The sequence below is a fragment of the Micromonospora sp. NBC_00389 genome (assembly GCF_036059255.1).
GTDB lineage: Bacteria > Actinomycetota > Actinomycetes > Mycobacteriales > Micromonosporaceae > Micromonospora.
This window is the reverse complement of record NZ_CP107947.1, coordinates 7,336,565-7,359,313: the sequence shown is the minus strand read 5'-3', so window position 1 is coordinate 7,359,313 and position 22,749 is coordinate 7,336,565. Positions and strand designations below refer to the sequence as shown.

Genomic DNA, 22,749 nt, shown 5'->3' with positions numbered 1-22,749 from the left:
CGCGACCGAGAGGTGAGCAATGAGCCGGACCGCCCGGGTGGAGCGGATCACCAAGGAGACCAAGGTGCTCGTCGAGATCGACCTCGACGGCACCGGAACGGCCGAGATCAGCACCGGCGTGGGTTTCTACGACCACATGCTGCACCAGATCGCCCGGCACGGCGGCTACGACCTGACCGTGCGCACCGTGGGCGACCTGGAGATCGACGCGCACCACACCATGGAGGACACGGCGCTCGCCCTGGGCGCCGCGTTCGACCAGGCGCTGGGCGACAAGGCCGGCATCCGGCGGTACGGCTCGGCGACCGTCCCGATGGACGAGGTGCTGGTCCGGGCCGCGGTGGACCTGTCCGGCCGGCCGTACGTGGTGCACGACGAGCCGGTGCTCGCGCCGTACATCGGCCCGGTGTACCCGACCAGCATGACCCGGCACATCTGGGAGTCCTTCGGCCAGGCGGCCCGGATCACCCTGCACGTCGACGTGCTGCGGGCGGCCCGGCCGGGCGGTCACCCGGACGCGCACCACGTGGTGGAGGCGCAGTTCAAGGCGGTCTCCCGCGCGCTGCGCGAGGCCACCGCGATCGACCCGCGAGCGGCGGGCGCGATCCCGAGCACGAAGGGGGCTCTCTAATGGGTGGCGCTTTGCCGACGTTGTTGCTGATCCTGGCCGGGGTGCTGGTGGGCGGTGCCTGGTCGCTGTACCGCCAGGGCGCGTCGAAGGCTGCCGTGGTGATCACCGCGTTGCTCGCCGTGCTCGCTACGATCGGCGGCGTGCTCTGGCTGCTCCCGGGGGACGCGTGAGCGCGAGGAGTGCGGCGCAGCGGAGCCCCGCAGTCGCGAACGAGAGGTGGCGCCGGGTGAGCGTGAGACGGTTGACGACATGAGCGATGTGGTGGTGCTCGACTACGGCTCGGGCAACCTGCGCTCGGCGGAGCGGGCGTTGGCCGCCGCCGGCGCGGCCGTGCGGGTGACCGACGACCTGGCGGCCGCGGCTGCCGCGGATGGTCTGGTGGTGCCGGGGGTGGGCGCCTTCGCCGCGTGCATGGCCGGGATCGAGGCGCTCGGCGCCGGTCCGGTGATCGCTGAGCGGGTGGCCGCCGGGCGGCCGGTGCTCGGCATCTGCGTGGGCATGCAGGTGCTCTTCGAGCACGGCGACGAGCACGGTGTGGTCACCAAGGGGCTTGGGCTGCTGCCCGGCGGGGTTACCCGGCTGGCCGCCACCCGGTTGCCGCACATGGGCTGGAACACGGTCCGGGCGCCGCGGGAGTCGGTGCTCTTCGCTGGTCTGCCGGCGCAGAGCCGGTTCTACTTCGTCCACTCGTACGCGGTGGGCGACCCGTCCGCGCTGGCCGCCGCTGGCGCCGTGGTGACCACGGCCCACCACGAGGCCGACTTCGTCGCCGGGGTGGAGCTCGGTTCGCTGTCGGCGGCTCAGTTCCATCCGGAGAAGTCCGCCGACACCGGTGCCGCGCTGCTGCGCAACTGGCTCGCCACGCTGCCCAGCGGTGACTGAGCGCAAACGCCCGGCGCCCGCCCGACGGGGATCGCGGTGAGCCGGGAACGGGCCCGTCGTCGGGCGGAGCGCGAGGCGGAGCAGGCCCGGGAGCGGGCGGTCCGGCAGCGCCGGGTGGCCCGCCGGCAGCGCCGCCGGGCGCTGGTCCGCCGGTTGACGCCGCAGGTGCGGCGGGGCCGATCCGGTCGGCTGGCTCGGCACACCCGGGGTGAGCGGGCCGCGATCGTGCTGCTCACCGCGGCGGCGGTGATCCTGCTCTGGACGTTCGTGGACGATCTGGCGTTGCGTATCGCGCTGATCGCGCTGCTGCTGCTCGTACTGCCGGCGATCGTCGTGATCGCCCTGGACCGTCGTACCTGATCGAGGAGAAGACGTTGAGCCTCACCCTGTTACCCGCCGTGGACGTCGCCGACGGCCGGGCCGTCCGGCTCGTGCAGGGCGCCGTCGGAAGCGAGAGCATCTACGGTGACCCGCTGGACGCCGCGCTGGCCTGGCAGAGCGACGGCGCCGAGTGGATCCACCTGGTCGACCTGGATGCGGCGTTCGGGCGGGGGACCAACGCGCACCTGCTCGCCGAGGTGGTGCGCCAGCTCGACGTGAAGGTGGAGCTGTCCGGTGGCATCCGCGACGACGAGTCGCTGCGCGCGGCGCTGGGCACCGGGGCGGCCCGGGTGAACATCGGCACCGCTGCCCTGGAGGACCCGGTCTGGTGCGACCGGGTGGTCGGGGAGTACGGCGACCGGGTCGCCATCGGGCTGGACGTGCGCGGCCGTACCCTCTCCGCACGCGGCTGGACCCGCGACGGCGGTGACCTGTACGAGGTGCTGGAGCGGCTGGACAAGGCGGGCGCCTGCCGGTACGTGGTCACCGACATCACCAAGGACGGCACCATGCGCGGGCCGAGCCTGGACCTGCTGCGCGAGGTGTGCGGTCGTACGGACCGGCCGGTGATCGCCTCCGGTGGTGTGTCCACGCTGGACGACCTGCGGGCGCTGTCCGCCCTGGAGCCGCTCGGGGTGGAGGGCGTGATCGCCGGTAAGGCGCTCTACGCGGGCGCCTTCACGGTGGCCGAGGCGCTGCGGACGCTGGCCGAGTCGTGACGGTCACCCGTCTCGGCTCGGGCGGGCCGTGGGAGCAGCGGTACGGCTACTCCCGGGTGGTCCGGGCCGGCAATCTGGCCTGGACGGCCGGCTGCACCGCCACGGTGGACGGCCGGGTGGTGCACGTCGGGGACCCGGCCGCGCAGACCGCACAGGCGCTGCGGATCGGGCTGGCCGCGCTCGCCGAGGTGGGCGCGGAGCCGGGCGACGTGGTCCGTACCCGGATGTACGTGACCGATCGGCTGCACGCCGACGAGGTTGGTCGGGCGCACAACGCGGTCTTCGGCGCGGTCCAGCCGGCGGCGACGCTGGTGGTGGTGGCCGGCCTGCTGGACCCGGAGCACCTGGTCGAGGTGGAGCTGGAGGCGTATCTCGCCGACCGCTGAGGCGGTGGTGGTGGTCCCGCGGTGATCGCCGTCCTGGCCGAACCTCGGCCCGATAGGTTGTGCACAACTTAATTGTGGGCTACGGTTTGCCGGTGACCGATGACCTGGTGCTGCGCCGGCAGGTGTGCTTCGCGCTCTACGCCGCGTCGCGCGCCCTGACCGACGTCTACCGGCCGATCCTCGACGGCTTCGGGCTGACCTACCCGCAGTACCTGGTGCTGCTGGTGCTCTGGGAGCGCCCCGACGACGCCCCCACGGTCTCCGAGCTCGGTGCCGAGTTGCAGCTGGACTCCGGCACGCTCTCCCCGCTGCTCAAGCGACTGGAGGGGGCGGGCCTGGTGGTGCGGCGGCGGTCGGCGCGCGACGAGCGGCGGGTCGAGGTGGGCCTCACCGAGCAGGGCCGCGCGCTGCGGCAGCAGCTCTGCGACGTCCCGCTGCGGATCGCCCAGGCCACCGGGCTGGGCATCGACGAGCTTGTCGCGTTGCGTGACACCCTCACCCGGGTCACCGACACCATCCATCGACAGAAGGAGCAGTGACCATCATGCAGGTGCTCTACACCGCTTCCGCCACGGCCAGCGGCGACGGCCGGGACGGCCGCGTCGAGACCTCCGACGGCACGTTCGCCCTCGACCTTGCCGTGCCGAAGGAGATGGGTGGCGCCGGTGGTGCCGCGAACCCCGAGCAGCTCTTCGCCGCCGGCTACGCGGCCTGCTTCCACTCCGCGCTGCGGCTGGTGGGCCGCAGGGCCAAGGCCGACGTGACCGGGTCGGTCGTCGCCGCCGAGGTCGGCATCGGCCCCAACGGCAACGGCGGCTTCGGGCTCACCGTGCAGCTCGTCGTCAACCTGCCCGCCGTTCCCCGGGAGCTCGCCGAGCAGGTGGTCGAGCAGGCCCACCAGGTCTGCCCGTACTCCAACGCCACCCGCGGCAACGTCGACGTCACGCTGACCGTCCGCGAGACCCTGGCGGCGTGACGTCGCCGACCCAGGCCCCGACCGCGGACGAGAGGACGACCACCCCCGTGACCAGCAACCGTGAGATCCACCTGGCCAGCCGCCCCCAGGGCTGGCCCACCGAGGAGACCTTCCGGCTCGTCGAGACCGACGTCCCGACGCCCGGCCCGGGCCAGATCGTGGTCCGCAACCAGTACATGTCGGTTGACCCGTACATGCGCGGCCGGATGAACGACGTCAAGTCGTACGTGCCGCCGTACGCGCTCGACGCGCCACTCGACGGCGGGGCGATCGGCGAGGTGGTGGCCAGCGAGGCCGCCGACGTCGCGGTCGGCGACACGGTGCTGCACGGGCTGGGCTGGCGGGAGTACGCGCTGCTCGACGCCAGCGCCGCCCGCAAGGTCGACCCGAGCCTGGCCCCGGTCAGTGCGTACCTCAGCGTGCTGGGCATGACCGGGATGACCGCGTACGCCGGGCTGCTCGAGGTGGCCGCGATGAAGCCGGGCGAGACGGTCTTCGTCTCCGCCGCGGCCGGCTCGGTGGGCAGCCTGGTCGGCCAGATCGCCAAGCTCAAGGGCGCCGGCCGGGTCGTCGGCAGCGCCGGCTCGCCAGCCAAGGTGCAGCGGCTGCGGGCGCTGGGCTTCGACGCCGCCTTCGACTACCACGACGGGCCGGTCCGCGACTCGTTGCGGGCGGCCGCCCCGGACGGCGTCGACGTCTACTTCGACAACGTCGGCGGCGATCACCTGGAGGCGGCGATCTCGGCGATGAACCTGCACGGCCGGGCGGCCATCTGCGGGATGATCGCGCAGTACAACGACACCGAGCCGCCGGCCGCGCCGCGCAACCTGGCGCTGGTCATCGGCAAGCGGCTCACCCTGCGCGGCTTCCTGGTCCGCGACCATGGCCACGTGCGGGAGGCGTTCGTCCGGGACGTCGCCGGCTGGCTGCGCGAGGGCCAGCTCTCCTACGACGAGACGATCGTGGACGGCATCGAGAACGCCCCGGCGGCGTTCCTCGGCCTGTTGCGCGGCGAGAACCTGGGCAAGATGCTCGTCCGGGTGTGACCCAGACCTCGTTCACGGCGGTCGGCCCGAACGGGTCGGCCGCCGTGCCGTGCGCGGAGGATAGGCTTCGCGGCATGACGGTGGCGGTGCGTGTGATCCCCTGTCTGGACGTGGACGCCGGGCGGGTGGTCAAGGGGGTCAACTTCCTCGACCTACGCGACGCCGGCGACCCGGTGGAGCTGGCCGCCGCCTACGACCGGGCCGGCGCGGACGAGCTGACCTTCCTCGACGTCACCGCGTCCTCCAGCGACCGGGGCACCATGCTCGACGTGGTGCGCCGCACCGCCGAGTCGGTGTTCATACCGCTGACCGTCGGCGGCGGGATCCGGCAGGTCGCTGACGTGGACACTCTGCTGCGCGCTGGCGCGGACAAGGTCGGCGTGAACACCGCAGCCATCGCCCGGCCGGAGCTGATCGCCGAGATCGCCGACCGGTTCGGCCGGCAGGTGCTGGTGCTCTCCCTCGATGTGCGCCGGGCTCCGGCCGGCAGCACGCCCAGCGGCTTCGAGGTCACCACGCACGGCGGCCGGCGCGGCACCGGGATCGACGCGGTGCACTGGGCGCAGCGAGGGGCCGAGCTGGGCGCGGGGGAGATCCTGCTCAACTCGATGGACGCCGACGGCACCAAGGCGGGCTTCGACCTGGAACTGATCGCCGCGGTACGGGCGGTGGTGGACGTGCCCGTGATCGCCAGCGGCGGCGCCGGCGAGGTGGCGCACTTCCCACCGGCGATCGCCGCCGGCGCGGACGCGGTGCTCGCCGCCAGCGTGTTCCACTTCCGCGAGCTGACCGTGGCCGAGGTCAAGGACGTGCTGCGCCGCGGCGGCCACCCGGTGCGCTGAGCCCGGTCAGTACCCGCCGGACTGACCCTCCGGCGAACGCCGGGGGGTGGGGATCGAGCGGACCATGTACTCCTGGACGGCCGCCGCGTGGTCGGCCTCGTCCAGGCTCCAGTCGGCGCTGGCCGGCGCGTGCCGGCGGCTCAGCACGCCCTGCACGGTGTCCACCATGGTCGCCACCCCGGCGCGCGGCCTGGTGCGCCAGAGCTGCTCGCCGTCGGCGGTGATCCGGAACCAGCCGTCCGTGACGCTGACCAGCCCGGCGCCGACCAGCCGCTGGACCGCGGCCTCCACCTCGTGGCGCTGCGGGATCGCGTGATTGAGGTGATCGGCGGTGGAGAGCACGTCGGTCAGGCGGACGCCCTCCGGCCGGCGGCTGGTGGCCGACCGACGGTGCCGCCCCGCCCCGCTCGCGATGACCAGCGACACGAAGATCCAGGCATCGGTCCAGCGCCAACCGTTCTCCCCCATGCAGAGATGATGACGGCGAGCGTCGCGGAAGGGAACACCCACCCACCATCCGGCCCGCCGCACCACCGTGGCGTGCCGGTCCGCGAACGGTCGGTGAGGGCTCAGACGGCCGGCGCGGCGGTCGCTGGAGCGGGTGCGGCGGTGTCCGGTTCGGGCACCGCGAACAGCGGGATGAAGAGTTGGGCCAGCGGACCGATGGCCAGCGCGTACGCGACGGTCCCCAGGCCGACCGTGCCGCCCAGCAGCCAGCCCAGCGCCAGCACGGTGACCTCGATGACCGTGCGCACCAGCCGGATCGACCAGCCGGGCCGGCGGGCCACGAAGCCGGTCATCAACCCGTCGCGCGGGCCCGGGCCCAACCGGGCGCCGAGATACATGCCGGTGGCGGCCCCGTTGGCGACGATCCCGGTAACCAGCAGCGCGATCCGCACGCCGAGCGGGCCGCCGGACGGCAGCAGGGCCAGTGTGGAGTCCACCACCAGGCCGATCACCACCACGTTGCTGACCGTGCCGAGACCGGGCCGCTGCCGTAGCGGGATCCAGAGCAGCAACACCAGCGCGCCGACCGCGATGGTGACCGTGCCGAAGGAGAGCCCGGTCAGCTCGGACAACCCCTGGTGGAACACGTCCCACGGGTCCAGGCCCAGGCCGGAGCGGATCATCAGGGCCATGCTGACCCCGTAGAGGACCAGCCCGACGTAGAGCTGGGCCAACCGTCGCGCCGGCCGGTGCCGGAGATTGCCAATCAGTGCCATGCATGCCACCCTAGGTGCCAATCCTCCCGGAGGGAGAAGCCAATATCGGAGGAGTGGCCATGGCGGGTGAGCTGAGGGGCGTCCAATTGGCCCGCCTGCTCGGGCAGTGGCACGCCCTGCCGGGTCGGCGGCGCAGCCCTGACTACGCCGCCCTGGCCAGCACGGTGCGCGGGTTGCTCGCCGACGGCCGGCTACCGCTGGGTGTCCGCCTGCCGGCCGAACGGGAGCTGGCCGAGGCGCTGCGGATCAGCCGCACCACGGTCACCGCCGCGTACCGGCAGCTGCGCGAGACCGGGCACCTGGCCAGCCGTCGGGGCGCCGGGAGCTGGACCATGCTGCCCGGCAACCACCGGGTGGCCAGCACCGGCCTCTGGACCCCGCTGGACGACCGGGAGATGATCGACCTCGGCGTCGCGGCGCTGGCCGCCCCGCCGCAACTGCTGGCGGCGGCCCGGGCCGCCGCCGAGGACCTGCCCCGCTACCTGGGCGGGGCCGGCTACCACCCGACCGGCATCATCGAGCTGCGCGAGGCCGTGGCCGACGGGTACACCGCCCGGGGCCTACCCACCTCGGCCGACCAGATCATGGTCACCAATGGCACCCAGCACGCACTGGACCTGGTGTTGCGGCTCGCCCTGGCCCCCGGCGGCAGCGTGCTGGTCGAGTCCCCGACCTACCCCAACGCCCTCGCCGCGCTGGCCGGTCGGCGCGCCCGGATCACCACTCACGGCCTGGCCGCCGACGCCGGCGGCTGGGAGTCCGATCTGCTGCTGGGCAGCCTCCGGCAGACCCGGCCCAAGCTGGCCTACCTGATCCCGGAGTTCCAGAACCCGACCGGGCACCTGATGCCGGCGTCGCTGCGTGAGCGGGTGGTGGCCGCCGCCCACGCCGTCGGCACCGACCTGGTCATCGACGAGTCCTTCGTGGACCTGCCGCTGGACGGCACCGAGCTACCCCCGCCGACGGCCACCTTCGACCGGCACTCCCGGGTGGTCACGATCGGCGGGATGAGCAAGCCGTACTGGGGTGGCCTGCGGATCGGCTGGGTACGCGCCTCCGCGCCGCAGGTGCAGCGGCTGGCCGCCGTCCGGGTCGGTGTGGACATGGCCAGCCCCGTGCTGGACCAACTGGTCGCGGTGCACCTGCTCGCCGACGCGGCGGCCATCGTCGCGGGCCGCCGCGTCCAGCTCGCCGCCCAGCGCGACGCGCTGCTCGGCGCGCTGGCGCACCGGCTGCCGGACTGGCGGGTCACCGTGCCGCGCGGCGGTGTGACGCTCTGGGCCGAGCTGGACGGCCCGGTCTCCAGCGCGCTGGCCCGGGCCGCCGAGGAGGTCGGCGTCCGGCTGGCGCCCGGTCCTCGGTTCGGCCTCGACGGCACCCTGGAGCGGTTCCTGCGGCTGCCGTTCACCCTGCCCGCCGCCGACCTGGTGGAGGCCGTGGGGCGGATCGCCGCGGTCCGCTACGACCTGGACCGCACCGGCCGGCAGCGCTGGCGGGAGCCAGCCGTCATCGCCTGAGTCCCGGCGCACACCCGCGTCCCGCTGAGCCGAGCAATCGGCAGGCCCGCCCGCAGGGCCGCTGGCCGCCTGCCGAGGTCATCCAATCGGGCCTGCCGGTCCGCCCCGTGCTGACGGACTGCCGGGATGGGCGGCGAAGGCGGGGTCCGGTGGTCGCGCGGGATCCGGCCCGGCGCCCCCGGTTCCCGTACGAACCGACTGGAACTCTTCTACGACCTGGTCTTCGTTTTCGCCTTCCTCAACGTCACCACGCTGACCGCCGACAATCCGAACGCGGCCGGCTTGATCCGTTGCCTACTGGTGCTGGCCCTGCTCTGGTGGTGCTGGACCAGCTTCGCCGCCTTCGGCAACGTGGTGCGCACCGACCAGGGCATCGTCCCGTTGGTCGGCTTCGCCAGCATGGCCGCGGCGTTCGTCTTCGCGCTGAGCATGCCGCAGGCGTTCAGCGACGCGCCCGGCGGTCTGTATGGCCCGCCGGTCTTCGTGACCTGCTACTTCCTGGTCCGCGCGTTCCAGGTCGCGATCTTCGGCTGGGTGGTCCGGTACGACCCGCAGCTGCGCCGCCGCTCGTTGCTGCTCGCCGTGCCGGTGCTGATCTCCACCGCGCTCATCGTCAGCGCCCCGCTGCTGCCGCCGCGGCTGTTCGACGTGCCGATCGGGACCGGCATCCGGCTGACGCTGTGGCTGGTCGCCATCGCCGTCGAGTACGGCTTCGGCCTGCTGCTCCGCCGCAGCGGATGGACGCTCGTCTCGGCTGGACACTGGGCCGAGCGGCACGCGCTGATCATTCTGGTCGCACTCGGTGAGTCGATCATCTCGCTCGGGCTCGGCCCCGGGTTCATCACCGGCCTACCGCTGACCTGGCCGGTGATCATCGCGGCGGTACTGGGCATCGCCGTGGTCGCCGCGCTCTGGTGGGCGTACTTCGACACCCTCGCCCTGGCGCTGGAGCAGCGACTGCACCGGACCCGTGATCAGGACCAGCGCCGCGCGCTGGCCCGCAGCGCGTACACCTACCTGCACCTGCCGATGGTGGCCGCGACGATTCTGTTCGCGCTGGGCCTCAAGGGGCTGCTCGCCGACGCGGCAGACCCGTCCACGCCGAGCTGGGGTGTGCCGCTGCCCGGCTTCGACCTGCTGACCCTGTACGGCGGGGTGGCCCTGTACCTGCTGGCGCTGATGGCCCTCGGGTGGCGCGGGCTCGACACCCTGCGCTGGCCGTCGGCCGTGGCGGTGGGGCTGATCGTCGTGCTGCTGCCGGTCGCGGCCCGACTGCCGGAGCTGCTCGCGCTGGGACTGCTCGGTCTGGTCGTCCTGGCGGCCACCGTGGTGCAGACGGTGGTGGACGCGACGCTGCGCCGGCAGGTGCGCGAGGTGGCGCTGACCGAGCAACTGGCCGCCGAGGCCGACCAGACGCACTGGCGGGGGGGCGGCACCTGTGAACGCCAGCGGCCCCGCACCCGGGCGTGTGCGAGGCCACCGACGGTCGGCTCAGAGCTCGGCGAGGGTGCCGGCGTACATCTTGTCGATCTCGGCGGCGAAGTTGCTCTCCACACCGCGGCGCTTGATCTTCAACGACGGGGTGATCTCGCCGTGCTCGATGGTCAGGTCGCGCGGCAGGATCGCCACCTTCTTGATCGTCTCCCAGCGGTTGAGCTTGGCATTGAGCTGGGCGACGTACTCCTCGACCATCGCCTGGGCCTCCGGCGAGGAGACGATGGCGGAGTAGTCGCGGCCCTCCAGGGGGCCGCCAGCAACCCAGCCCTGGATCGCATCCGGGTCCAGGGTGACCAGCATCGTGCAGAAGTTGCGGGCCTGCCCGACGACGATCGCCTGCGAGGTGTACGGGCAGATCGCCTTGAACATCCCCTCGATGTGCGAGGGCGCGATGTACTTGCCGCCCGAGGTCTTGACCAGGTCCTTCTTCCGGTCAGTGATCCGCAGGTAGCCCTGCTCGTCGAGGCTGCCGATGTCACCGGTGCGGAAGAAGCCGTCCTCGGTGAAGGCGGCGGCGGTCTCCTCCGGCAGGTTGTGGTAGCCGCGCATCACCGGCCGGCCACGGACCAGGATCTCGCCGTCGGTGTCGATCCGGCACTCCAGGTCGCCCATCGCCCGGCCCACCGTGCCGATCTGCAACCCCGAAGGCGGGTTGACGAAGTTGCCGGCGCTGGTCTCGGTCAGGCCGTAGCCCTCGGAGATCGGCAGGTTGGCGGCGGCGAAGAAGGTGGCGATCTCCGGGCTGAGCGGAGCGGCACCGGAGACCAGTACGCGCATCCGACCGCCCAGGCGGGCCTGGAGCTTGCTGAACACCAGCTTCTCGGCCACCCCGTAGCGCAGCTTCAGCCCGGCCGGCACCGGCTTGCCGGCCTGCTCCAGGGCCACCTTCGCCTTGCCGACCCGGACGCCCCAGGCGAAGATCTTCGCCTTCGCGCCGCCGCCGCCCTGCGCGGTGGTCACCGCCTTGTTGTAGACCTTCTCGAACACCCGGGGAGCGCCGCACATCAGCGTCGGCCGGATCACCGAGAGCAGGTCGACCAGCTTCTCCACCCGTCCGTCCACGTAGGTGGGCAGGCCGACGTGGATGGCGCCGCAGAGCAGCGTCTTGCCGAACGAGTGGGCCAGCGGCAGCCACAGGTACTGCAGGTCGTCGTCGCGCAGCAGCCCGACCTCGGCCTGCGCCACGGCCTCCCAGCACCAGCCGCCGTGCAGCAGCTCGACGCCCTTGGGTTGACCGGTGGTGCCGGAGGTGTAGATCAGGGTGGCCAGGTGCTCCGGGCCGATGCCGGCCACCAGCATGTCGATCAGATCCGGCTCGGCGGCCAGTGCACGGGTGCCCCGCTCCTCCAGGTCGGCGAGCGTGAGCTGGGGGATCGCGGCGGCCTCGTCGGCGACGCCGTCGAGCAGCACCACGTGGGTCAGCGCGGGCAGGTCGGCGCCGGCGATCTTGGCGGCCTGGGCCGGGTTCTCCGCGAACAGCACCTTCGAACCGGAGTCGGCGATGATGTAGGTCGCGTCCGTCGGCTCGGTGGTCGGGTAGACGGTGGTGGTCGCCCCGCCGGCGCACATGATGCCGAGGTCGGCGATCACCCACTCCAGCCGGGTGTTGGCGAGGATCGCGACCGGATCCTCCTGGCCGACGCCCAGGCCGTGCAGGCCGGCGGCGACCGCCTTGGCGCGTTGGCCGACCTGGTCCCAGGTCAGCCAGACGGGACCCGAATTGTCGGGGTTGGGGGAGGCGAACGCGTGCCGGTCGGGGGTGGCCGCCACGCGCTTGAGGAACATGTCCGGGATGGAGCGGTACGGGACATCGAGAGCCATCGCTGTAGCCGCCTTCGGGGGTGGTGACGTGACGGTCGTCACGTCAAAGTGGTTACCGAAGGGTATTGCCTGCCACCGGACATCGGCTAGCCCCGGTGATCGTCCGGCGGTGCCATCCCACCAACCGGTACGGCCAGATCAGGCGTACCGGGCGGCCACGAGTGACCAGTCGTAGGTGGCCCGGACCCAGTTGCGCCGGGCGGCGAGCGCGGGGCGCAACCCGTCGTCCCCGCAGGCCAGCAGCGCTTCCTCCACGGTCAGGTACGCCGCCAGCCCTCGGTTGAACCGGTCCGCAGCCGCCCGCAGGGCGTCCGCCTCGTCCGAGCCGCTCTCCTGGGCGATCACCGTCACCAGGTTGTGCGCGTCCGGGTGGACCTGGCTCTCCTTGCCGTAGGAGAAGAGGTCGTTGCACCAGCAGACCAGGTCGACCGCCAGCAGGTCCAGGGTGAGCAGTGCCGGATCGGCGCGTCGGGCCGACCCGGGCGGCTCCTTCGACGCGAGGTCGGTCAGGGTGAGGCAGGGGTGCACGCCGCCGATGTGTCGGCGCAGTTGGACGTACTCCGCCACCTCGGGCACCCGCCGGCGCTCCCGGTTGGCCGCCTCCCAGAGCAGCGCCAGCAGGTACTCCCGCAACTGGCTGACGAACCGCAGCAGCAGTGCCGGGTGGCCCTGCGCCCGGGCGCGGCGGCACAGGTCGTGCAGCGCGTCACCCAGCGGCCCAACGGCGGGCGGCACGATGTCCGGGTCACCGCACCGGTCCAGCACGTCGAGCAGGGTGCCGATCGCCGGTGCCAGCCGGCTCGGGTCGGTGCCGAGGCCGTCCTCGTCGCAGGCGTCGTCCATCACGAAGAGCCAGGAGATCAGGTCGGTGAGCAGCCGTAACCCGTGCACCGGCCCGTCCGGGCAGGCCCGGCCGGCCAGGCCGGCGGCATCCGCCCGTTGCAGCCGGTGAACTCGGTGTCCGGAATCGACCAGCCTGAACACGCGCGCCCACTCGACGCTCTCGCTCGCCACCCGATCCGTGGCCTCATGGCGCCCCGCCGGGAAGGGGGGCTCCTCCAGCGCCGAGATCGCGAAACTCCGCATGGTCCGCCCCCACTCGTGCCGCCCCGGCGCGGAACGGCGCGGTGAAGCGTACGGGAGTAGGTATCGGTCCGGATCGTTCCGCGCCGGGAATGTGACCGATAAGGCACAGAAAGTTACATGCCCAGGCTGGCGTTACGCAGCTGCTGCGCGGAGGAGGCCGGGCCGTCCAACTGGACGCGGGCCACCCGTTGCCGGCCGGAGAGGAACAGGGTCAGCTCGGCCGGGGCGCCGACCACCCGCAGCGGCTCACCGCCGCGGCCGACCGAGATTTCGCCGTACCCGGGCGCCTGCACGTACAGGTCCGCAGGGAAGCGGCGCAGCGCCAGCCGGGCCATCGGGGCGGCCCGCTTCCAGAGCGCGGCCTGCAGGCCGGGCGACAGCTCGCGCGGCAGCCATCCCGAGCCGGCCCGCCGCACGTCCTCGTGGTGGATGAAGAACTCCAGCGTGTTGGCCAGTTCGTCGGTCACCGGGTTGCTGACCGGGCTCCACACCGGCGGCCGGCGCACCTGCGCCACCAGCTCGGGATAGGGCTGGGCGGCGAGCCGGAGACGGACCCGTTCGGCGTACCCACGCAGCGGTGCCAGCACGAGGCCGCTGGCCGCGTCCGGGCGGCGATCCCGCAGCACCAGGTGCGCGGCGAGGTCGCGGGTGGCCCAGCCCTCGTTGATCGTCGGAGCGTCCGGCCCGAGGGCCAGCATGAGGTCGGCCAGCGCTTGGCGCTCGGCTCGGGCATACCGCGGCATGGCCCCGATGGTAGGCCCGGGGGCCCGCGAGCGCGCGCCGGCGGATCTCGGGTCGACGTCGAGCCGGTCCCGCCGTCCGGTACGTGACGGTCGACATATCCGGTCCGAGTCGGCGGGGGTGGTCCGGACCGGTAAGGATGAGGGAGATAATTGCGGCTTACGGCGGGGGAGAGCGTGGCGAGCAAGACAAGTCGGGATGTGCTCGGCCGAGGGCTGGGGGTTCTCCGGCAGGCGATCCGGGAGCAGCCACGGATCTTCACGGTGGCGGTGGTCGGCAGCGTGCTGTTCGGCGCGATGGTCATCGTCAGCGCGTACGTGGTCGGCGGGGTCGTCGGCGACGTGGTGGTACCGGCCATCGCCCGCGGCGAGGTGGCCACCGGCACCCTGGCGCTGGCCGCGGTCGCGCTGTTCGGGATCAGCGTGCTGCGGGTGGTGGGGATCTTCGGCCGCCGACTCGGCGCCGGCTACATGCAGTACCGCCTCCAGGCGGCCTACCGCCGCCGCGTCACCCGTCGCTACCTGGACCTGCCGCTGTCCTGGCACCACCGCAACGCCACCGGCACCCTGCTCTCCAACGCCAACTCCGACGTGGAGGCTGCCTGGTATCCGATCGCGCCGCTGCCCTTCGCGGTCGGCACGCTGGTGATGCTGGTCGGCGCGATCGTCTCGCTGTTCGCCACCGACTGGGCGCTGGCCCTGGTCGGCCTCGCGGTCTTCCCCGCGCTGTTCGCGCTCAACGTGGTCTACTCCCGCCGGATGGCACCCCGGCAGGCCCGGGCTCAGCGGCTGCGCGCCGAGGTCAGCGGGATCGCCCACGAGAGCTTCGACGGTGCCCTGGTGGTCAAGACGATGGGCCGCGAGGCGCAGGAGACCGCCCGGTTCGCCGGTCGGGCCGGTGAGCTGCGCGACGCGTTGATCGCGGTCGGCCGGCTGCGCGGCGTGTTCGACCCGCTGCTGGAGACGCTGCCCAGCCTCGGCACCCTGGCCGTGCTGGTGGTCGGGGCGTTCCGGCTGCGGCAGGGCGCGATCAGCGTCACGGAGCTGGTCAGCGTGGCCTTCCTCTTCACCGTGCTGGCCTTCCCGGTGCGGGCCATCGGCTGGGTGCTGGCCGAGCTGCCGCGCAGCGTCGCCGGCTGGGACCGGGTCCGCCGGGTCCTCGACGCCACCGGCGAGATGCCGTACGGGCGGGTGGTCCTCGACCCGGCCACCCCGGTCCCGGCCACCCTCACCTTCACCGACGTGCACTTCTCCTACCCGCCCGCCGAGGCGCACCAGCCCGGTGCGCAGGTGCTCGGAGAGGTCGGCTTCACGGTGCCCGCCGGGCGGACGGTGGCTCTGGTCGGCCCGACCGGCGCCGGCAAGTCCACCATCGCCTCGCTGGCGGTGCGACTGGTCGACCCGGACGCCGGCACCGTCGAGCTGGACGGGGTGGACGTGCGCGAGCTGACCGCCGCGTCGCTCGCCGGCACGGTAGCCCTGGTCGCCCAGGTGCCGTTCGTCTTCGACGACACGGTCCGGGCCAACATCGCCCTCGACCGGCCCGGCATCGACGACGAGGACGTCTGGGCGGCGCTGCGGCTCGCCGAGGCGGACGGGTTCGTGGCGGCGCTGCCCGACGGGCTGGACACCATGGTCGGCGAGCGGGGCACCTCGCTCTCCGGCGGCCAGCGGCAGCGGCTCACCCTGGCCCGCGCGGTGGCCGGCCGGCCGCGCCTGCTGGTGCTCGACGACGCGACCAGCGCCGTTGACCCCCGGGTGGAGGCGGCCATCCTGGCCGGGCTGCGCTCGTCGGCGTCCCAGCCCGGAGTGCCGGCCGCGTCGATCCTGGTGGTGGCGTACCGCCGGGCCACCATCGCGATGGCCGACGAGGTCATCTACGTGGAGCAGGGACGGGTGGTGGCCCGGGGTACGCACACCGAGCTGCTGGCCACCGTGCCCGGCTACGCCGACCTGGTCACCGCCTACGAGCAAGCGGAGGTCGAGCGCGCGCAGGAGCGCTCGTACGACGACGAAGAGGTCGCCCCGCTGCCGTCGGGCCTGGAGATCGAGGTGGACCGGTGAGCGCGAGGAGTGCAGCGAAGCGGAGCCCCGCAGTCGCGAACGAAAGGTCAGCCACGGTGAGCGCGAGGAGTGCAGCGAAGCGGAGCCCCGCAGTCGCGAACGAAAGGTTGGCCCGGTGAGCGCGCAGACTGATGAGCGGGCAGAGCGGGTGGAGACGACCTGGCAGACCCTGCGCCGGGGGTTGGCGCTCTCGCCGGAGCTGCGGACCGGGCTGGCCGGCACGCTGGCACTGGCGCTCGTTTACATGGTCGGCCGGGTGGCGGTACCGGTCGCCGTGCAGCAGGGCATCGACCGCGGCATCGTCGGTGGCCTGAACCTGGACGTGGTCTGGTCGGTGGCGGTGATCACCGCGGCGATCCTCGCGGTCACCACGCTCTGCGGCTACCTGATGATGCGCCGGCTGTTCACCGTCAGTGAGACGGCGCTGGCCAACGTGCGGACCCGGGCGTTCCGGCACGTGCACGACCTGTCGATGCTGCACCAGCAGTCGGAGCGGCGCGGCTCGCTGGTCTCCCGGGTGACCAGCGACGTCGACCAGATCACCCAGTTCCTCCAGTGGGGTGGGGTGATCCTGCTGGTCAACCTCGGCCAGTTGGTGGTCACCACGATCGTCATGCTCGCGTACTCCTGGCAGTTGACCCTGGTGGTGCTGGTGGCGTTCCTGCCGGCAGTGTTCATCATCCGGCAGTTGCAGCGCCGCCTCGGCGCGGCGTACGCGACGGTGCGCCAGCGCACCGGCACGCTGCTCGGCGCGATCGGCGAGAGCGTGGTGGGCGCGCCGGTGATCCGGTCGTACGGCATCGCGGGCCGGACCGCGCGGCGGCTGGACGACGCCATCGACAGCCAGCGCCTGGCGCAGCAGCGGGCGATCCGGATCAGCATCGTGGGCAGCTCGGTCGGTGAGCTGGCGGCTGGGGTGGCGCTGGCCGGCGTGGTGGTGCTCGGGGTGACGCTGGGGGTGGACGGCACGTTGTCGATCGGCCAGCTGACCGCGTTCCTCTTCCTGGTGACGCTCTTCATCCAGCCGGTGCAGATCGCCACCGAGGTGCTCAACGAGGCGCAGAACGCGATCGCGGGCTGGCGTCGGGTGCTGGACGTGTTGGATGTCGCACCGGACGTAGCCGATCCGGGGGAGCAGGGGCGGGACCTGCCGGGCGGGCCGCTGGACATCCGGTTCGCCGGGGTGCGGTTCGCCTATCCCGGTGGCCCGCCGGTGTTGCAGGACATCGACCTGGAGATCCCGGCGAAGAGTCGGGTGGCGGTGGTCGGCGAGACCGGCAGCGGCAAGACCACGTTCGCCAAGCTGCTCACCCGGCTGATGGATCCGTCGGCGGGCGCGGTGCTGCTGTCCGGGGTTCCGCTGGCGGAGGTCCGGTTCGACTCGCTGCGTTCGCGAGTGGTGATGGTGCCGCAGGACGGGTTCCTGTTCGACGCGACAGTGGGGGACAATGTCCGGTTCGCCCGGCCGGAGCTGACCGACGAGCAGCTCGGCGCCGCCTTCACCGAGCTGGGCCTGGCGGACTGGTTGGACGGCCTTTCGGCTGGCCTGAACACTCCGGTCGGCGAGCGCGGGGAGGCACTCAGCGTGGGGGAGCGGCAGTTGGTCGCGCTGGCCCGGGCGTACGTGGCCGATCCGGACCTGCTGGTGCTGGACGAGGCGACCAGCGCGGTCGACCCGGCGACCGAGGTGCGGTTGCAACGCACCCTGGACGCGGTGACCCGGGGCCGGACCACCCTGGCGATCGCACACCGGCTTTCTACGGCGCAGGCCGCCGACGAGGTGATCGTGGTGGACCGGGGGCGGATCGTGCAGCGCGGCCCGCACGACGAACTGGTTCGCGACCCCGATTCGATCTACGGCCTGCTGTACGCCTCGTGGCTGGAGCAGACCCGGTAACGGACCGGCGTCCACCTGCGCCGAGACGGTGGACGCCGTCGGCCGCGTGCTCTACGCTCCGGTTAGGTAAGCCTAACCTCTGAAGGAGGTCGCGCCCATGCGGCCCAGCCCCGCCGAGATCGTTCGTACCCTCGTCGCCGGCCGGCTGCCCGGTCTCGTCCATCTGGCCCATCGGCCGGGCCCGCACCACGCCCGGCACGTGACCGATCCGGACGGCCGGGTGCTGCTCCTGGTGCCGGTGGCCAGTCACCTGGCCGCCGCGCTGCGACCGGTCGCCGGGGGTGGCGACGTGGCGGTGGTCCTCGACGTGCTCGACCTGCCGCCCGCGGCCGGCGCCCCGGGCCTGGGCCGTGCCTGGGTCTCGGGCTGGGCCGCCGAGCTGCACGGCGCCGAGGCCTGCAGCGCGGCGGTCGACTTCGCCGTGGTGGACCCGACCGGCGACCTGCTCGACCTGGGCGTCCGGTTCCGGCTGTTCCGCTTCGAGGTGGTCGAGGTTCGCTGGGAGCGTGCCGGTGTCGTGCAGCGGATCGACCCGGGGGAGTACGCCGAGGCCGAGCCGGACCCGGTGCACCCGGTCGAGGCGCGGCTGCTGGCCGACCTCGCCGAGCACGACGCTTCGCAGGTGACCGAGTACCTGCGCCGGCAGCTCGGGCTGACCGAGCAGACGCCCGACGGGCCGCCTCGGGTGGTGCGCATCGACCGCTACGGGCTGGTGGTCATCCTCGGCCGCCCCGGCGCCCGGCGGCGGGTCCGGCTGGCCTTCCCGGGCCCGGTGGCCGACCCGGACGAGCTGGCCGGACTGCTGCCGTCGCTGCGCCATCCGGCCGAGGCCCGCCCGCCGCACTGAGCCCGGCAGGCACTGGAAGTGGCCGGAGAGCGGCCCCGGGCGCGGGCCATCTGAGCATCACGGCGTTCACACTCGGCCTCGGCCCCTTGCCGCAATCGGCACGGCCACCGTGCCTACGGTGGCGTCTGCCACGGTTGCGTACTCAGCGACGATGACACGTGCGGGTCGATGACCGCGTCGTGGCCATCAGCGACCGGCTCGGGAAGCATCGGGAGGAGCCAACGGCATGGGCCAGACACTGGCGGAGATTCTGGACGCGGCGGCTGGCGGGCGGTTCCCACCGCCAGACGGTGGCACGACTGTGATCCCGCAACCCAACCGACGAGATGCCGGGGTGATCGCTTTCACCGCGCACTCAGTGGTGTTCACCGACGAAGATCCGCATTGGGTGCACACCATCGTGGCCGACCTCGCCTGTGACGAGCTGGCAGCCACGATGAACCCACGCTTCCTCACCGCGTTGCTCGATCGCACCGGCCGATCCACCGACACCATCGACCTGCTGACAGTGGCGACATCACTGCCTGGAGAGCCACCAGTACGGCTGCGCGAAATAGCCGACCCGGACCACCCCCGGGTGGTTAGAGCACGTCTGCGTCGGGACGACGTGCGCGTCTGGGCCGCCGACGGCGGGCTCGTCATCCTCGGTCGAGGGGTAGCGGGCCGCTGGGAGACTGCGATCGAGGTGGACCAGCAGGCACGCCACCAAGGGCTGGGCCGCGCGTTGGCCGTTGCCGCCCGCCACCTCGTACCGGCCGGAGAACCGGTCTGGTCGCAGCAGGCCGCGGGCAACGCGCGCAGCATCCGCGCGTTCCACGCTGCCGGCTTCCGACCGGTCGGCGCCGAGGCGCTGCTCCTACCCACCGTCATGCGGAAGCGGCGTGCGTAACCGTCTGCCACCGACTCGCCTAGGATCGGAGCCATGCCCATGGCCTCGGACGACGTCGACCGGTTCGTGGGCTCCCGGCATCGTCTGGAGGCCATCGCGTACCGGCTTCTCGGCTCCGCCACGGAGGCCGAGGACGCCGTGCAGGAGACGTTCCTACGCTGGCAGGCCGCCGATGTCGCACGTATCGAGGTGCCTGAAGCCTGGCTGACCAAGGTGCTCACCAACCTGTGCCTCAACCAGCTCACCTCCGCGCGGGCGCGGCGCGAGACCTATGTGGGCCAGTGGCTTCCCGAACCGTTGCTCGCCGGGGATCCGATGCTCGGCCCGGCCGACACCGCCGAGCAGCGCGAATCGGTCTCGTACGCGGTCCTCACCCTCATGGAGCGCTTGTCCCCCAGGGAGCGGGCCGTGTACGTGCTGCGGGAAGCCTTCGACTACCCGCACCGGGAGATCGCCGAGATCCTCGACATCACCGAGACCGCCTGCCAGCAGATCCTCCATCGCGCGAAGAAGCACGTCGCGGACGGCAAGACCCGTACCGAGATTGACGGGGTTGCCGCCCGGCGGATCGTCGAGGAGTTCCTGGCGGCCGCCACCAGCGGGCAGACCGGGCCGCTCGTGCGGCTGCTGACCGCGGACGCGATCTCGATCGGCGACGGCGGCGGGAAGGTTCCGGCTCGCGCCAAGGCGTTCGAGGGAGCCCACGCGGTCGCGAGGTTCCTGTGGGGACTGTTCAAACCCGCCACCGCCAAGCGGGCCTTGGTCGGCGGCGCGCCCGGTGTCTACGCCTGGACCGCCAACGGTGATCCCGCCGCCGTGGCCGTCGTGGACGGCCGGGTCGTCGGCGTCATGTGCCTGCAGGTCACCGCCGAGGGCATCGCTGCCGTCCGTAGCCAGGTCAACCCCGACAAGCTGGAGCGCGCGACCGAGCGGTTTGCGGCCTCTGACCACGGACGACCGCTGTTCGAGGCGTTCTGACCCTCGTGTGAGGTGCTTCACATCACGCTCCTGCCTGTCAGCAAACGGCGGACCGCCCGGTTCAAGTGGCGAATCTCGTCAGACAGGAGCACGGACATGCAGCACCGCATCGTCGTCATCGGCGCCGGATACGCCGGAGCCATCGCCGCCGGGCGCCTCGCCAAGCGGCTCCACCGCGAGGAGGTCGCCATCACCCTCGTCAACGCCGAGCCCGACTTCGTCGAGCGCGTCCGCCTGCACCAGCTCGCCACCGGCCAGACCCTCAAGCCCCGGCCCTTCGGTGAGATGTTCGCGGGCACCGGTGTCGAATTCAGGGTGGCGAGGGTCACCGGCGTCGACGTCGATCGCAAGACCGTCGGCGTCATCGACGCGAACGGCGCCGGGCAACTCGCCTACGACACGCTCGTCTACGCCCTCGGCAGCGGCTGGAACGCTCAGGGCGTCCCCGGGACCGCCGAGCACGCGTACGAGATCGCCAGCCGCCCCGGAGCGCTCCGGCTGCGCGAGCGCCTGGCCCGCCTCGACGCCGGACAGACCGTGGTCGTCGTGGGTGGCGGACTCACCGGCTTGGAGGCCGCGACCGAGATCGCCGAGGCCCGCCCGGACCTCGACGTCGCCCTCGCCGCCCGCGGAGGCCTCGGCGACTGGCTTTCGACCAAGGGCCGCGGTCACCTGCGGAAGGTCTTCGGCAAACTCGGGATCACCGTGCACGACCATGCCGCCGTCACCGGCGTCGAAGCCGGTCACGTCACCACCGCCGACGGAAAGGCCATCCCGGCCTCGGTCACCGTGTGGACCACCGGTTTCGCGGTCCACCCGATCGCGAAGGAGACCTCCCTGGAGGTCACCAGCACCGGTCAGATCGTGGTCGACGGGACCATGCGCTCGGTCTCGCACCCGGACGTCTACGCCATCGGTGACGCGGCCTTCGCGATCGGCGCAGGAAACAAGCCGCTCCGGATGTCGTGCGCTTCGGGCACGCCGATGGCGTGGCAGGCTGCCGACTCGATCGCGGCGCGGCTGACCGGCGGGAAGCTCCCGAACGCGCCGCTCCGCTACCTCAACCAGTGCATCTCGCTCGGCCGCAAGGAGGGCGTGATCCAGTACGTCACCGCCGACGACCGCGCCGTGTCGGCGGCCCTGACCGGACGGCTCGCCGCCGTCTACAAGGAGCTGATCTGCAAGGGCGCCGCCTGGGGTGTCGCCAACCCGGCGCTCGGGCTGCCAACCCGGCGGCGCCGGGTCACGCGGGAGCGAGTCACGGCGGGCCCGGCCGTCAAGGAGCTGGCCTAGGTGTACTGACCCGAGAGGTTGGGGACGCGGCTGGTGGGTGGTAGACCGCCGAGTGCGGTGTGTCTGCGGTGGTGATTGTAGGTGTGCAGCCAGGCGGGCAGGGCTTCACGGCGTTCGGTTTCGGTGCGGTAGGGGCGTGCGTAGGCCCATTCATCGAGCATGGTGCGGTTGTAGCGTTCGACTTTCCCGTTGGTCTGGGGCCGGTAGGGCCGGGTGCGTTTGTGGGTGATCCCGGCTGTGGTGAGGGTGTCGCGCCAGAGTTGGGATCGGTAACAGGAGCCGTTGTCGGTCAGCACTCGTGTGACGGTGATGCCCTGGGCGGTGAACCAGGTGTGGGCGCGTGACCAGAAGGCGGTGGCGGTTTCCTTGGTCTCGTCGGGCAGGATTTCGGTATAGGCCAGGCGGGAGTGGTCGTCCACGGCGTTGTGCAGGTAGTGGTAGCCGAGCCGGGGCTCGCCACGTCGCACGCGGGTGACGCCGGGCATGGCCGAGCGGTTGCGGGTGCCGGCATGGCGTCCGAGCACGCGGTGGCCGCCGCCGTCAGGGATGTTGCCCAGTTTCTTGATGTCGACGTGCACCAGGTCGCCGGGGTGTTCGTGTTCGTAGCGGCGGATCACCCGGCCGGTGGCCCGGTCGAGGTGGGTGAGTCGGGCGAGGCGGTAGCGGGTCAGGACCCGGTGCACGGTGGCCGGGTTCAGCCCGAGCAGGAACGCGATGCGGGCCGGACCCCACCGGCGCAGGGTCCGGACCTTGACCACACGCCGTTCGGTGCGTTGCGAGGTCCGGGCCGGGCTGTGGTGCGGGCGTGAGGAACGGTCGGTCATACCCGCCGGCCCGTCGGTGCGATATCGATCGGCCCAGCGTTTCGCGGTGGTGGGTGAGACCTGGAAACGTTCCGCGGCCCGGCGTAGTGGCCACCGTTCCTCGACCACGCAGCGGGCCAGGCGCAGCCTGCCAGTCTCGGACAACGGTGCATTACGGTGGGGCATGAGGGCCTCCGCAGGTTCGGGGTAGGACGTCGCAATCCACACCGA

General features: G+C 72.4%; 23 protein-coding genes and 1 pseudogene. 18 read left to right on the top strand and 6 right to left on the bottom strand.

The features are described from left to right. The first annotated feature begins 19 nt into the window (after positions 1–19). The 10 genes from hisB to hisF all read left to right on the top strand — a co-directional run bounded on the left by hisB (position 20) and on the right by hisF (position 5,863). Positions 20–631 (top strand): imidazoleglycerol-phosphate dehydratase HisB, encoded by a 612-nt coding sequence (gene hisB, locus OG470_RS34730; protein ID WP_328418862.1) that lies wholly within the window; start codon positions 20–22, stop codon positions 629–631. 11 nt (positions 632–642) lie between these two features. Then, positions 643–801 carry a hypothetical protein gene (locus tag OG470_RS34725; RefSeq protein WP_328426865.1) on the top strand — a complete coding sequence of 53 codons (159 nt, stop codon included), beginning with the start codon at positions 643–645 and terminating at the stop codon, positions 799–801. 79 nt (positions 802–880) lie between these two features. After that, entirely contained in the window at positions 881–1,513 is a 633-nt protein-coding gene (gene hisH / locus OG470_RS34720) for an imidazole glycerol phosphate synthase subunit HisH (protein ID WP_328418861.1), read from the top strand. Between the two features lie 36 nt (positions 1,514–1,549). Continuing rightward, on the top strand, positions 1,550–1,873 hold the full coding sequence (locus OG470_RS34715) for a hypothetical protein (protein ID WP_328418860.1): 324 nt from the start codon (positions 1,550–1,552) through the stop codon (positions 1,871–1,873). 14 nt (positions 1,874–1,887) lie between these two features. Next, positions 1,888–2,613, top strand: coding sequence for a bifunctional 1-(5-phosphoribosyl)-5-((5-phosphoribosylamino)methylideneamino)imidazole-4-carboxamide isomerase/phosphoribosylanthranilate isomerase PriA (priA, locus tag OG470_RS34710; RefSeq protein ID WP_328418859.1), 726 nt, complete (start codon positions 1,888–1,890; stop codon positions 2,611–2,613). After that, positions 2,610–2,999 carry a RidA family protein gene (locus tag OG470_RS34705; protein ID WP_328418858.1) on the top strand — a complete coding sequence of 130 codons (390 nt, stop codon included), beginning with the start codon at positions 2,610–2,612 and terminating at the stop codon, positions 2,997–2,999. The genes priA and OG470_RS34705 overlap by 4 nt, the downstream gene beginning before the upstream one ends. A gap of 92 nt (positions 3,000–3,091) precedes the next feature. Beyond that, positions 3,092–3,538, top strand: coding sequence for a MarR family winged helix-turn-helix transcriptional regulator (locus OG470_RS34700; RefSeq protein WP_328418857.1), 447 nt, complete (start codon positions 3,092–3,094; stop codon positions 3,536–3,538). A 5-nt stretch (positions 3,539–3,543) separates the two neighbouring features. Further along, positions 3,544–3,975: an organic hydroperoxide resistance protein gene (locus OG470_RS34695; RefSeq protein WP_328426790.1), complete on the top strand. Its 432-nt coding sequence runs from the start codon at positions 3,544–3,546 to the stop codon at positions 3,973–3,975. 47 nt (positions 3,976–4,022) lie between these two features. Next, positions 4,023–5,021 carry an NADP-dependent oxidoreductase gene (locus OG470_RS34690; RefSeq protein ID WP_328418856.1) on the top strand — a complete coding sequence of 333 codons (999 nt, stop codon included), beginning with the start codon at positions 4,023–4,025 and terminating at the stop codon, positions 5,019–5,021. Positions 5,022–5,095: 74 nt separating this feature from the next. Then, positions 5,096–5,863, top strand: coding sequence for an imidazole glycerol phosphate synthase subunit HisF (gene hisF / locus OG470_RS34685; RefSeq protein ID WP_328418855.1), 768 nt, complete (start codon positions 5,096–5,098; stop codon positions 5,861–5,863). A gap of 6 nt (positions 5,864–5,869) precedes the next feature. On the opposite strand, the gene OG470_RS34680 is transcribed toward hisF, so the two are convergent. Together OG470_RS34680 and yczE are read right to left on the bottom strand one after the other, a co-directional pair. Next, positions 5,870–6,331, bottom strand: a complete 462-nt coding sequence (locus tag OG470_RS34680) for a hypothetical protein (protein ID WP_328418854.1) — start codon at positions 6,329–6,331, stop codon at positions 5,870–5,872. A 101-nt stretch (positions 6,332–6,432) separates the two neighbouring features. Next, the gene (yczE, locus tag OG470_RS34675; RefSeq protein WP_328418853.1) at positions 6,433–7,086 is read right to left on the bottom strand and encodes a membrane protein YczE; all 654 of its coding nucleotides are present in this window, start codon (positions 7,084–7,086) and stop codon (positions 6,433–6,435) included. 59 nt (positions 7,087–7,145) lie between these two features. Here yczE and yczR point away from each other — a divergent pair, with 59 nt between their 5' ends. Together yczR and OG470_RS34665 are read left to right on the top strand one after the other, a co-directional pair. Beyond that, positions 7,146–8,603 carry a MocR-like transcription factor YczR gene (gene yczR / locus OG470_RS34670; RefSeq protein WP_328418852.1) on the top strand — a complete coding sequence of 486 codons (1,458 nt, stop codon included), beginning with the start codon at positions 7,146–7,148 and terminating at the stop codon, positions 8,601–8,603. A 126-nt stretch (positions 8,604–8,729) separates the two neighbouring features. Then, positions 8,730–10,031 (top strand): annotated as a pseudogene (locus tag OG470_RS34665) (low temperature requirement protein A); the annotation flags it as partial. A gap of 63 nt (positions 10,032–10,094) precedes the next feature. On the opposite strand, the gene OG470_RS34660 reads toward OG470_RS34665, so the two are convergent. From OG470_RS34660 to OG470_RS34650, 3 genes are all read right to left on the bottom strand, one after another. After that, entirely contained in the window at positions 10,095–11,921 is a 1,827-nt protein-coding gene (locus OG470_RS34660; protein WP_328418851.1) for an AMP-dependent synthetase/ligase, read from the bottom strand. A 138-nt stretch (positions 11,922–12,059) separates the two neighbouring features. After that, on the bottom strand, positions 12,060–13,007 hold the full coding sequence (locus tag OG470_RS34655; RefSeq protein WP_328418850.1) for a terpene synthase family protein: 948 nt from the start codon (positions 13,005–13,007) through the stop codon (positions 12,060–12,062). Between the two features lie 113 nt (positions 13,008–13,120). Next, the gene (locus OG470_RS34650; RefSeq protein ID WP_328418849.1) at positions 13,121–13,750 is read right to left on the bottom strand and encodes a TIGR03085 family metal-binding protein; all 630 of its coding nucleotides are present in this window, start codon (positions 13,748–13,750) and stop codon (positions 13,121–13,123) included. A gap of 174 nt (positions 13,751–13,924) precedes the next feature. Here OG470_RS34650 and OG470_RS34645 point away from each other — a divergent pair, with 174 nt between their 5' ends. The 6 genes from OG470_RS34645 (at position 13,925) to OG470_RS34620 (ending at position 21,715) form a co-directional block, all read left to right on the top strand. Continuing rightward, positions 13,925–15,811: an ABC transporter ATP-binding protein gene (locus OG470_RS34645; protein WP_328418848.1), complete on the top strand. Its 1,887-nt coding sequence runs from the start codon at positions 13,925–13,927 to the stop codon at positions 15,809–15,811. Positions 15,812–15,926: 115 nt separating this feature from the next. After that, on the top strand, positions 15,927–17,708 hold the full coding sequence (locus OG470_RS34640; RefSeq protein ID WP_328418847.1) for an ABC transporter ATP-binding protein: 1,782 nt from the start codon (positions 15,927–15,929) through the stop codon (positions 17,706–17,708). A 97-nt stretch (positions 17,709–17,805) separates the two neighbouring features. Beyond that, positions 17,806–18,555 (top strand): DUF2470 domain-containing protein, encoded by a 750-nt coding sequence (locus OG470_RS34635; protein ID WP_328418846.1) that lies wholly within the window; start codon positions 17,806–17,808, stop codon positions 18,553–18,555. A 226-nt stretch (positions 18,556–18,781) separates the two neighbouring features. Then, positions 18,782–19,444, top strand: a complete 663-nt coding sequence (locus tag OG470_RS34630; RefSeq protein ID WP_328418845.1) for a GNAT family N-acetyltransferase — start codon at positions 18,782–18,784, stop codon at positions 19,442–19,444. A gap of 33 nt (positions 19,445–19,477) precedes the next feature. Then, positions 19,478–20,422, top strand: coding sequence for an RNA polymerase sigma-70 factor (locus tag OG470_RS34625; protein WP_328418844.1), 945 nt, complete (start codon positions 19,478–19,480; stop codon positions 20,420–20,422). 96 nt (positions 20,423–20,518) lie between these two features. Next, complete coding sequence (locus OG470_RS34620) at positions 20,519–21,715, top strand: NAD(P)/FAD-dependent oxidoreductase (RefSeq protein ID WP_328418843.1); 1,197 nt, start codon at positions 20,519–20,521, stop codon at positions 21,713–21,715. Here the strand turns inward: OG470_RS34620 and OG470_RS34615 are convergent. Next, on the bottom strand, positions 21,712–22,704 hold the full coding sequence (locus OG470_RS34615; protein ID WP_328418842.1) for an IS481 family transposase: 993 nt from the start codon (positions 22,702–22,704) through the stop codon (positions 21,712–21,714). The two genes, OG470_RS34620 and OG470_RS34615, sit on opposite strands and share 4 nt — an antisense overlap. Between the last annotated feature and the right edge of the window lie 45 nt (positions 22,705–22,749).